The organism is uncultured Eudoraea sp. (assembly GCF_947258925.1).
Lineage (GTDB): Bacteria > Bacteroidota > Bacteroidia > Flavobacteriales > Flavobacteriaceae > Eudoraea.
The window spans coordinates 18600-27792 of record NZ_CAMYKG010000050.1 but is presented as its reverse complement, the minus strand read 5'-3'; the positions used below and the strand labels follow the sequence as shown (position 1 = coordinate 27792).

Below are 9193 nucleotides of genomic sequence, written 5' to 3'. Positions count from 1 at the left end.
TAAAAACACTTTACGACATTGTCGAAAAAGGACTTGGAGGAAAGGTAAAAATATCAATCGAGGTGTAAAAAAAAGTACGTGTTACAACAAAGAACTGAGTTAAAATCCAAAGGAAATTAACTTAAATTCGAGACATAGTTTTCATCATAAAATAATCCTGATTTAGCTACTGCAAAAGCCTGTTTTAAGAGCTTATTAATCACTGCTATTAGGGCCAATTTTTTACTTTTTCCCTTAGCTACAATTCTTTCATATAATTCACGACAAGCCTTGTTATATTTACAGGCAGAGAAAGCACATAAAAAGAGTAGGTTTCTAAGTTTTTGATTACCCATTTTACTAATTCGGCTTTTACCTCTAACAGAGGATCCAGACATACGTATAGTAGGTGTAGTTCCTGCGTATGAACAGAGTTGTTTAGCGTTTTCAAACTTTGTAAATCCATCCGTAAGGACAATCAAAATTATGGCTGTTTTAGTTCCCATTCCTGGAATACTCTTAAGTAGTGTAAGTTGTTTTTGTTGATGTGATTTAACGAGTTCTAACAGCCTATTTTCCAATAATTGAATTTCCTTTTGGAGAACTTTTAATGATCGATTGATTGAATGATATACCGTTTTAGAGGGTTTGCCCAATATTTTTTCACCATGTAACTTATTCTTTAAAGCAGTTCTTTGTTTAAGATAAATTTCAATGAGACTCATCAGTTGAACGCATTCTGCTTGATTGGAATCTTTAGAAGTAAAGATGGGAACTTCATTCAAACTGGCATATTGACAAATCGCAAGAGCATCAGATTTATCTGTTTTGATTTTAGATAGTTTCATTTGAACAAAACGTTTTACTGCCAGAGGATTCACAACCGATACCGTATAGCCAAGATCATACAGATATTTGGCTAAACAATAATGATAATAACCAGTAGCCTCCATAACGATTAGGTCTTTTTTAGTAAGATGTTTGGTCAACTGATTAAAACCTTTTGAGCTATTTTTAAACTTAAAATGTTTCCCTTGGGAGCTCATAACATCGAATACATCTTTGCTGATATCAACACCAAAGATTTGATTATATTTAAACATAAGAAAATGTTTTTTGAAAGGACAATCTACTTTGCTTTCAACAACTTGAAATCGAGATCTAAAAGTCTCACAGAACTGAACGAAATTGAAGTAGAAAAAGAGAGGGGATTATCATTGTTGACGAGATCTCAGTCTCTACGGCTATATTAACCTTAATCCTCTCTTTTGTTCTTTCTAATTAATTAATGAAATAAAGATATTACAAACTTAAGATGGCTATAATTCATCTATATCACCTACCCTACTCATAAAATATTTCCTACATTAGAGTATACAAATCAACACTTTGAAATGTATTTTACACTATGTTTCTGAAGAAAATATTTACGATTTTATTTTTTTTCAGTGCTCTATTCGCGCAGTCGCAGTCGAATAGCACAGTAGGTGAATACTTTAAAAAGCTTGGAGGGGAAGAACATCTAATTGAATACACCTTGACATTGCGTGAAGACGGGACATTTACTTTTCATTTCCACCGGGATCATAAAGCCAGCATTCCGGTAATAACTAATAAATATGGAAAAGGAACCTGGAGTATGGATGGGAAAGTTGTTTCTTTTTTTGCGAACGAGCAAGGAGACTTTGACGAAAAACATACCTTGGATTTCAATAATTCCCGAGCAAGATTTATTACTAAATCTCCCCGTGACAAGACTGACAGGGTAATCAAAACAAGACTTAAGTTTTTTGAATCTGAAATCTTTTGGATCGAAGGACTAGAGATTATTAAAATTTAATACAGTTAAATACAGGGCTATAATTCATCTTACTTTTCGTTGTTCGGGTAAATCCTTACTTTTAAACGGCGTAGTTTCATAACTAAAAACTATGACCATCGCGCTATCTTATACAGCCACCACATTGTGCTTCCCAACGCGATCAGTGCCTAACCTTTAGGAAAAATTTAAAATGGAAAAGTATAAAATATATTTAAGCTATTTAATGTCCCTCGTATTGATTTCAACCATCATGTTGATTTCCTGCAAGCGGAATTTTGATCGGATAGCAAAGGAAGAAAACAAGTATGAGCTTACCACTGAAGTTAATTTAAAAGATAGCTCTTACAGTCAAAAAATTGAAGACTTTTATGATAGCGGGAAGGAAGGTTTTTTTAATGGGGAAGCTGATGTTCAAATATATTATCGAATATTTGAGCAACCGGACACCGAAAAAGCTATTTTAATTTCATCAGGCAGAACTGAAGCTGCAATAAAATACAAAGAACTTATTTTTGACCTTGCTAAGAATGGCTATGCAATTTACATTCTTGACCATCGAGGACAGGGGCTATCCGGCAGAATGACGGAAAACCCTGATATGGGCTATATCGATAATTTTCAGTTTTATATAGACGATATGAAATATTTCTACGACCATTATTTAAAACCTGAGAACTATAAAAACTCCTACCTGTTAGCCCATTCCATGGGAGGTGCAATAGGCATAACCTATCTTGAGCAGCATCCTAATGATTTTACAGCTGCTGCATTCTCCTCGCCAATGTTGGGATTAACACCCTCAATTTGCAGTATTGTCGAAGCATTGGTGGGTGATACCCCAGAATTTGCATTAGGCGAGTCAAAACTTCGTTTGAGGGGAATACCTTAACAGGTTCTGAATTGCGATACGATAGAATGATTGATGCTTTTGCGAAGGAACCTAAAGCAAGACTTGGGGGTGCAACCTATACCTGGGTTTATAAATCTTGTCAACAATTTGACTATTTATTCAGCCATATTGACCAATTAAAGACCCCTTTCATTCTTTTTTCGGCAGAAAACGAGGAAATTGTATATCCATATGCCCACCAGAAATTTGTAACTGCCGCTAAAAACCTGGGAAAAGATTGTATGGCTTACGAGGTTGAAAACGCACAACATGAATTACTCATTGAAAAAGACGAACAACGGATAGAAACCATAAATGAAACCCTGAATTTTTATTCCAGGTACGATTAGCCCATCAACAAGTGATGCTGGAAATGAAATGTTTCAACACTTTACGAAAGAAAATTTAGACGGAGCAAAACTACTGGCTGTAACCTTAATAAAACCGTTGTGTAAAAGAAGAACAACTTATATTGAAATCAAGGACTGATGAATCGAAAAAGAAACAGAATAATTTATTATTTAGCTACTGGCTTACTAACTGTATTAATGCTCCTGTCTGCCGGAATGTATTTTCTAAATCATGAAATGGTTGCTGAGACTTTCAGCAAATTGGGATATCCAAGCTATATTATCTATCCCCTGGCAATTGCAAAGATTTTAGGATTGATCGCCATATGGTCTAAAAAATCTAACCCTTTGAAAGAATGGGCATATGCCGGATTTTTCTTTGATTTTGTCCTTGCCCTTTCAGCACACTTGCATATTAATGACGGAGAATTTGGGGGAGCACTAGTTGCCATTATTCTTTTACTGGTATCCTATGTATATGAAAAAAAATTGGGGACGACAGAAACATGATATTGTAAAAGACAAATAACAATTTATGGAGATGTTGTCAGCTAAACATGGCCAAGCCCCATACACAAGAACGCCGGCATTCAGATGACAACCGAAACCTAAAATAGTAATGAATAAAAAAAATAGTGTCTTTATTGCCACAAGTCTCGATGGCTATATCGCCGATAAAAATGGTGGAGTTGATTGGTTGCATTCGATACCAAATCCGGATAATGATGATATGGGATATTTGGAATTTACAAATTCTATCGACGCTATTGTTATGGGAAGGACCACTTTTGAAACGGTTTGCGGATTTGATGTGGATTGGCCTTATACTAAACCCGTATTTGTCTTGAGCAATACTTTGCACGAAATCCCGCAATCTTATAAAGGAAAAGCTTATTTAGTGAAAGGAAAATTGACAGAAATTTTGGAAGAGATTTATGCAAAAGGACTGTTTCGACTTTACATTGACGGTGGAACCACAATACGAAACTTTTTGAAAGCAGACTTAATTGACGAGATGATTATTACGACAATTCCTGTTCTATTAGGCGGTGGAATTCCATTGTTTACAGAACTTCCAAAATCCTTGGACTTTGAATGTGCAGCTGCCAAACTGTTTTTGGGAAAGGTGGTTCAAAATCGATTTGTTAGAAGAAGATAGCAATATAATCCCTAAAAATGTTTCTGGTACATTTACCGTTTATTCAGGTTTCTTACTCTTTTACTATGTAAAATCCCTTTGACTTCTTTTTTGTATCTTACTTAGGATCAACATAAACCAGATGAAAGAACTTAAAGTTAATGCCCGGTTGAGAATTCAGCCGGGAAAAATAGATGAATTTAAAAAGCTGGCAGACGCCTGTGTGGAAATGGTTAAACTAAAAGACAAAGGAACGATTCAATACGATTGGTTTTATAATGAAGGCAAATCAGAATGTATTGTTCGGGAGTGTTATGTGAATTCTGAGGCGGCGCTGGAACATATTTCCAATGTAGGTGAATTGTTGGGAGAGTTATTGGCCATTTCAGAGATTTCATTAGAGGTTTATGGAAGTCCATCCCAAACGCTACTTAATGCCCTGGAAGGGTTCGATGTTACCTACTATGAGTATGGTGTGGGTTTAGCTACTATTTAAGAAAGGAATGAAAAAGTAAATCTGTCCCTATAGAAAAAACGAAGGAAAATAATCCCGAAAATGGCTATTAGCATATTTTACTCAAACAGTTGCCTTAAGATTTAAGGTGGTTGATTAATAAAAAACTGGAGAAGCCTACAAATGTTGATTTTGAGAATAATGCTTCAGGTGAAGCCCCGGATGGTTGGGTGTCCTGGACTAAATTTCAGCGATTAGGAGCAAACATGATCATAAGTAATAAAAATCCTTATAATGGAACTAAGTCCGCAATGTTACATCGTACAGAAGGTCTTAAATATGGAGAAATTGCCCTTACTCCTAGACAATATATAGATGCAACACCATTCAGAGGAAGAAAGATACGATTTAGGGCAGCAGCCAGGGCTGAGTTGGTTGAATCCGACTTTGCCTTCATTAGATTATCAATTGATCCTGAGCCTTCGGACGATGAACACGAAGGACTTCCTCCGCTATCTGACAGTCTTGATAACTATCGTGTGGAATCATCGGAATGGAGCATGTACGAAATAGAAGCTAAAGTTCCCGATAATGCCGATATCATTTCCTATGGTATTTACCCAGGGGATTTTGGAACTGCCTGGTTAGATGCCATAAATGTGGAAATTGTGGAATAAAAAACTATTGAATTAGAACATAAAAACATTTGATATATTAAATTTTGGCTAAAATTGACTACAATGAAAGAAAAACAGATTATTCGGAATGGTGAAGGCAAGAATTATAACTACTCCCAGGATCATTGTTTCGTTAAGCTTGCTTCCCCTACTACGCATGGTGAATTATGCTTTGTAGAAGACCTTTTAAAGCCCGGTTTTTTTCTTAAACGACATCATCATAAGATCATGACTGAGGTTTTTTATATCCTGGAAGGTGAATTGGTGCTTATCTTTGACGATGAAACTATAATTTGCAAACCGGGAGATACTATCACCGTTCCTCCAAATGTATGGCATGCCGCAAGATGCGACAAAGGCGGAAAAATGTTGACCATATTTAAAAACGGACAATTTGACCTATACCTGGAGAAACTTTCAAAGATGACTGACCTTGATTTTAAAGATAAAGATTTGATGAAATCGGTTTCAGCTGAGTTTGATATCTATGAAGAATAAAAAATATAATGAATCCGCTATAATCGAATGGTAATATGACAAAAGAACAACTCCAAAACGAGGGACTTCAGAAAATAAAAACCGACTTTCAATATTTGGTATCGCTATTTAAAGAAATGCTTATTTCCATAGGTGAAGAGGATTTGGTTAAAGCCCTGCCCTTTGGCAATGGGGAAACTACCATAAAAAACACCCCTGCTAATGAAAAGTTGACGCAAGCCATCGGGATCTGTTTTGAGTTATTAAACTTAGCTGAAGAGAATGCCGCTACCCAGTACCGCCGAAAAGCAGAAACGCAGTTTGGGTTAGAATCAATCCGGGGCTCTTGGGGAGAAACACTTCATGAATGGAAAACTGCGGGAATAAATGAGCAAAAAATAATCCAAAAGTTAAGGGAAATAAGGGTAGTACCGGTTTTGACCGCTCATCCAACCGAAGCAAAGCGGCTTACGGTCTTAGACATCCACCGGGAGATCTACTTGCTACTGGTCGAAAACGAAAAATCTAATTGGTCCACTTCTGAAGCATCCGGACTGAAGCGAGAAATCATCACTTTAATGGAACGCTGGTGGCGTACAGGCGAAATTTACCTTGAAAAGCCACGCCTGGAAGACGAGAGGAACAACCTGATGCATTACTTTGTGAATGTATTTCCGGAAGCGATACAATTAACCGACCAACGCCTGCAAGATGCCTGGACAACCTTGGGTTTTTCTCCGGAATTACTGAAATGGCCGGAGGATTTTCCTATAATTCAATTGGGGAGTTGGGTAGGTGGTGACCGGGATGGCCATCCGTTCGTTACAGCTGAATTTACCGCCTCCACCTTACAATTGCATCGCCAGGCTGCTTTAGAATTGATACACGATCAGTTGTTTAACCTGGCATCCAAACTCAGCTTTTCCATTTATAGATTTTCTGTCCCGCAAACATTTTTGGATGACCTTCAAACGAAAGCCGAATTATTTGGAGAAGACGGACAAAAGGCATTAGATAGAAACCCTTCCGAACCTTTCCGTCAATTTATAAATTTACTCTTGCTTAGATTACAACATACCATTGTAAACGATCATAGGTTGGGAGATAAAGGATATTTTAAATCTGCAAGCGATCTGTCATCAGAATTAAAAAAATTAAGAGAGGTGCTCATCAGCATAGATGCAGCCCGAATAGCGAAACAGTGGTTGTTCCCATTAGAACGCCTAGTACAGTGTTTTGGTTTTTATTTTGCAAAGCTAGATATCAGGCAAAATAGTGCCTACCACGAAAAAGCAATTGGTCAAATTTTAGCTGCTTCGAATTACAAAGATTCAGATTATGCAAATTGGGATGAAGACAAGCGATTAGCTTTTATCAATAAGGAACTGAAAAGTAAACGCCCATTCCTGGTGGCCGGAACAGCATGTGGCCCGGAAGCTGATAGTGTTCTTGCTTATTTCCGTGAGGTGAAGAACTATGTAAGTCTATATGGAACAGACGGTATTGGCTCTATCATTGTCAGTATGACACGTAGCCTAAGTGATCTGTTATTGGTTTTCTTATTCTTAAGAGAAGTTGGCCTTCAGGATACCTATCTTCCGGTGGTTCCATTACTGGAAACCATTGATGACTTAATTGCCGGACCAGAAATCTTAACTGCTTTCCTGGAACATCCGGTCCTTCAAAAACAACGAAAAGTCATACAACCTTTTACCCAGGAAGTGATGTTGGGATATAGTGATAGTAATAAAGACGGTGGATTACTTACAAGCCGATGGAATATCTACAAAGCAGAAGAAAATCTCACCAAAGTGGGCAATGATTTGGACGTAAAACTGTGCTTTTTTCATGGACGGGGAGGAACAATTAGCCGCGGGGGAGGAAAAATTCATCGGTTTTTGGATAGTATGCCTCCCGGTTCCCTGAGTGGTCAAATTAAAATGACCATACAAGGGGAGACTATTGCCAACCAATTTGCCAATCGGCTTACGGCCACGTATAACCTGGAGATGTTTGTTGCCGGAACCGCAAGACAGGCTATGATTAATAGTCCCAAAACCAAAAATGAACAGCTCTATGTGGTCATGGACCATTTGGTGGAATTAGCAAGGCGAACTTATCGAAAGTTACTGGATGATCCCGACTTTATTGATTTCTATACGAATGCAACCCCAATTGATGTTTTGGAACAAAGCAGCATTGGATCCAGGCCAGCACGCAGAACTGGTCAACGTTCCCTGGATGACCTTCGTTCCATACCTTGGGTTTTTAGTTGGAACCAATCCAGATTTAACCTGAGTGGCTGGTTTGGTGCGGGAACGGCATTGAAAGAATTTCAGGAACAATATCCACATGAATTTGAGCAATTGAAGCAATTATCCGTAGAATGGCCCTTCTTAAAATACAGCCTTATTTCAATTGAATCCAATTTATTGAATTCGGATACCAGTATTATGAATGCCTTTGCGGATCTGGTGCCGGATAAACAAACCAAACAAAAAATAATGGATTTGATTCTGACTGATTATAAGACCAGTCTGGAAAAAATAGAAGAAATAATGGGGGCTTCTGCAGAAGTTAGACGAATCTCAAAATTGGAGAATAACAAATTAAGAAACGATGCCTTGAAACTACTTCATGAGATTCAAATAGACTATCTCATAAAGTGGCGAAGCATCTTAAAGACGGATAAGAAGCGGAACGACCAATATCTGTTGCAACTATTACTGCTGGTAAATGCTTTGGCAGGTGGGTTAAAAAGTACAGGATAACCAATATCGGACAACGGTTGCCTCTGGCCTTTTCTTTACCTGTAGATGAGTTAATCAGGCAGCTAATATGATATAAATAGTGTTATGGTTTATAATAGATACATAAAATTAGCCACATTGCTGCTTGTGACTTTAAATGGGCTCCGTGGTCTTGCACAAGAAGCAACTTCAATTGATTCCATAACCTATGAACCCGTTGATCAGGAGTTATTTGATACCATAGTGGCTATGGACAAAGCCTATTTTGATGCGTATAATACCTGTGATATGAAGAAACAGGCTTTGCTATATGCTGAAGACCTGGAGTTTTATCATGATAAGGGAGGTCTTACGACTTCAAAGCAGGATGTTCTGGATGCCATCGAAAAAAATATATGTGGCAAGGTGCAAAGAACCTTAGTAGCAGGAAGTGTTGAAGTGTACCCCATAAAAGATTTTGGAGCAGTGGAAATAGGCTATCATAAATTCTTTAATAACGAGGAACCTAATGCCCAATCTAAGCCAGGTAAATTTATCATACTTTGGAAGCAGACTGCTGAAAATTGGAAAATTACAAAAGTAATAAGCCTACATTAAAAATAATGCCTGCCGGTAAGAAGGACTGCAAGTCATCACCCAAAAATGCTGAGAAATCAT

Annotated in this window: 11 protein-coding genes; 10 read left to right on the top strand and 1 reads right to left on the bottom strand. The window is 37.5% G+C overall.

Annotated features, from left to right (window positions below; genetic code table 11):
- Positions 1-116: 116 nt before the first annotated feature.
- Entirely contained in the window at positions 117-1082 is a 966-nt protein-coding gene (locus Q0X77_RS14355) for an IS110 family transposase (protein ID WP_297798510.1), read from the bottom strand.
- Between the two features lie 305 nt (positions 1083-1387).
- Between Q0X77_RS14355 and Q0X77_RS14350 the strand changes: the two genes are divergently transcribed.
- The 10 genes from Q0X77_RS14350 to Q0X77_RS14305 all read left to right on the top strand — a co-directional run bounded on the left by Q0X77_RS14350 (position 1388) and on the right by Q0X77_RS14305 (position 9133).
- Positions 1388-1819 carry a hypothetical protein gene (locus Q0X77_RS14350; protein WP_297798508.1) on the top strand — a complete coding sequence of 144 codons (432 nt, stop codon included), beginning with the start codon at positions 1388-1390 and terminating at the stop codon, positions 1817-1819.
- Positions 1820-1991: 172 nt separating this feature from the next.
- Positions 1992-2690 carry an alpha/beta fold hydrolase gene (locus Q0X77_RS14345; RefSeq protein WP_297798506.1) on the top strand — a complete coding sequence of 233 codons (699 nt, stop codon included), beginning with the start codon at positions 1992-1994 and terminating at the stop codon, positions 2688-2690.
- A gap of 11 nt (positions 2691-2701) precedes the next feature.
- On the top strand, positions 2702-3040 hold the full coding sequence (locus tag Q0X77_RS14340; RefSeq protein ID WP_297798504.1) for an alpha/beta hydrolase: 339 nt from the start codon (positions 2702-2704) through the stop codon (positions 3038-3040).
- 138 nt (positions 3041-3178) lie between these two features.
- Positions 3179-3550, top strand: coding sequence for a DoxX family protein (locus Q0X77_RS14335; protein ID WP_297798502.1), 372 nt, complete (start codon positions 3179-3181; stop codon positions 3548-3550).
- A gap of 109 nt (positions 3551-3659) precedes the next feature.
- Positions 3660-4199: a dihydrofolate reductase family protein gene (locus tag Q0X77_RS14330; protein WP_297798500.1), complete on the top strand. Its 540-nt coding sequence runs from the start codon at positions 3660-3662 to the stop codon at positions 4197-4199.
- A 121-nt stretch (positions 4200-4320) separates the two neighbouring features.
- Positions 4321-4674: an antibiotic biosynthesis monooxygenase gene (locus tag Q0X77_RS14325; protein WP_297798498.1), complete on the top strand. Its 354-nt coding sequence runs from the start codon at positions 4321-4323 to the stop codon at positions 4672-4674.
- A gap of 110 nt (positions 4675-4784) precedes the next feature.
- Positions 4785-5309 carry a hypothetical protein gene (locus Q0X77_RS14320; RefSeq protein ID WP_297798496.1) on the top strand — a complete coding sequence of 175 codons (525 nt, stop codon included), beginning with the start codon at positions 4785-4787 and terminating at the stop codon, positions 5307-5309.
- A gap of 63 nt (positions 5310-5372) precedes the next feature.
- Positions 5373-5807 carry a cupin domain-containing protein gene (locus tag Q0X77_RS14315; RefSeq protein ID WP_297798494.1) on the top strand — a complete coding sequence of 145 codons (435 nt, stop codon included), beginning with the start codon at positions 5373-5375 and terminating at the stop codon, positions 5805-5807.
- A 35-nt stretch (positions 5808-5842) separates the two neighbouring features.
- On the top strand, positions 5843-8557 hold the full coding sequence (locus Q0X77_RS14310; RefSeq protein ID WP_297798492.1) for a phosphoenolpyruvate carboxylase: 2715 nt from the start codon (positions 5843-5845) through the stop codon (positions 8555-8557).
- An 84-nt stretch (positions 8558-8641) separates the two neighbouring features.
- Positions 8642-9133, top strand: coding sequence for a nuclear transport factor 2 family protein (locus tag Q0X77_RS14305; protein WP_297798490.1), 492 nt, complete (start codon positions 8642-8644; stop codon positions 9131-9133).
- The last annotated feature ends 60 nt before the right edge of the window (positions 9134-9193 follow it).

What these genes read in the sequence shown, in the direction of transcription:
- Q0X77_RS14355 (WP_297798510.1), bottom strand. Translation starts at nt 1,082, where the DNA reads ATGTTTAAATATAATCAAATCTTTGGTGTTGATATCAGCAAAGATGTA.
- Q0X77_RS14350 (WP_297798508.1), top strand. Translation starts at nt 1,388, where the DNA reads ATGTTTCTGAAGAAAATATTTACGATTTTATTTTTTTTCAGTGCTCTA.
- Q0X77_RS14345 (WP_297798506.1), top strand. Translation starts at nt 1,992, where the DNA reads ATGGAAAAGTATAAAATATATTTAAGCTATTTAATGTCCCTCGTATTG.
- Q0X77_RS14335 (WP_297798502.1), top strand. Translation starts at nt 3,179, where the DNA reads ATGAATCGAAAAAGAAACAGAATAATTTATTATTTAGCTACTGGCTTA.
- Q0X77_RS14330 (WP_297798500.1), top strand. Translation starts at nt 3,660, where the DNA reads ATGAATAAAAAAAATAGTGTCTTTATTGCCACAAGTCTCGATGGCTAT.
- Q0X77_RS14325 (WP_297798498.1), top strand. Translation starts at nt 4,321, where the DNA reads ATGAAAGAACTTAAAGTTAATGCCCGGTTGAGAATTCAGCCGGGAAAA.
- Q0X77_RS14315 (WP_297798494.1), top strand. Translation starts at nt 5,373, where the DNA reads ATGAAAGAAAAACAGATTATTCGGAATGGTGAAGGCAAGAATTATAAC.
- Q0X77_RS14310 (WP_297798492.1), top strand. Translation starts at nt 5,843, where the DNA reads ATGACAAAAGAACAACTCCAAAACGAGGGACTTCAGAAAATAAAAACC.
- Q0X77_RS14305 (WP_297798490.1), top strand. Translation starts at nt 8,642, where the DNA reads ATGGTTTATAATAGATACATAAAATTAGCCACATTGCTGCTTGTGACT.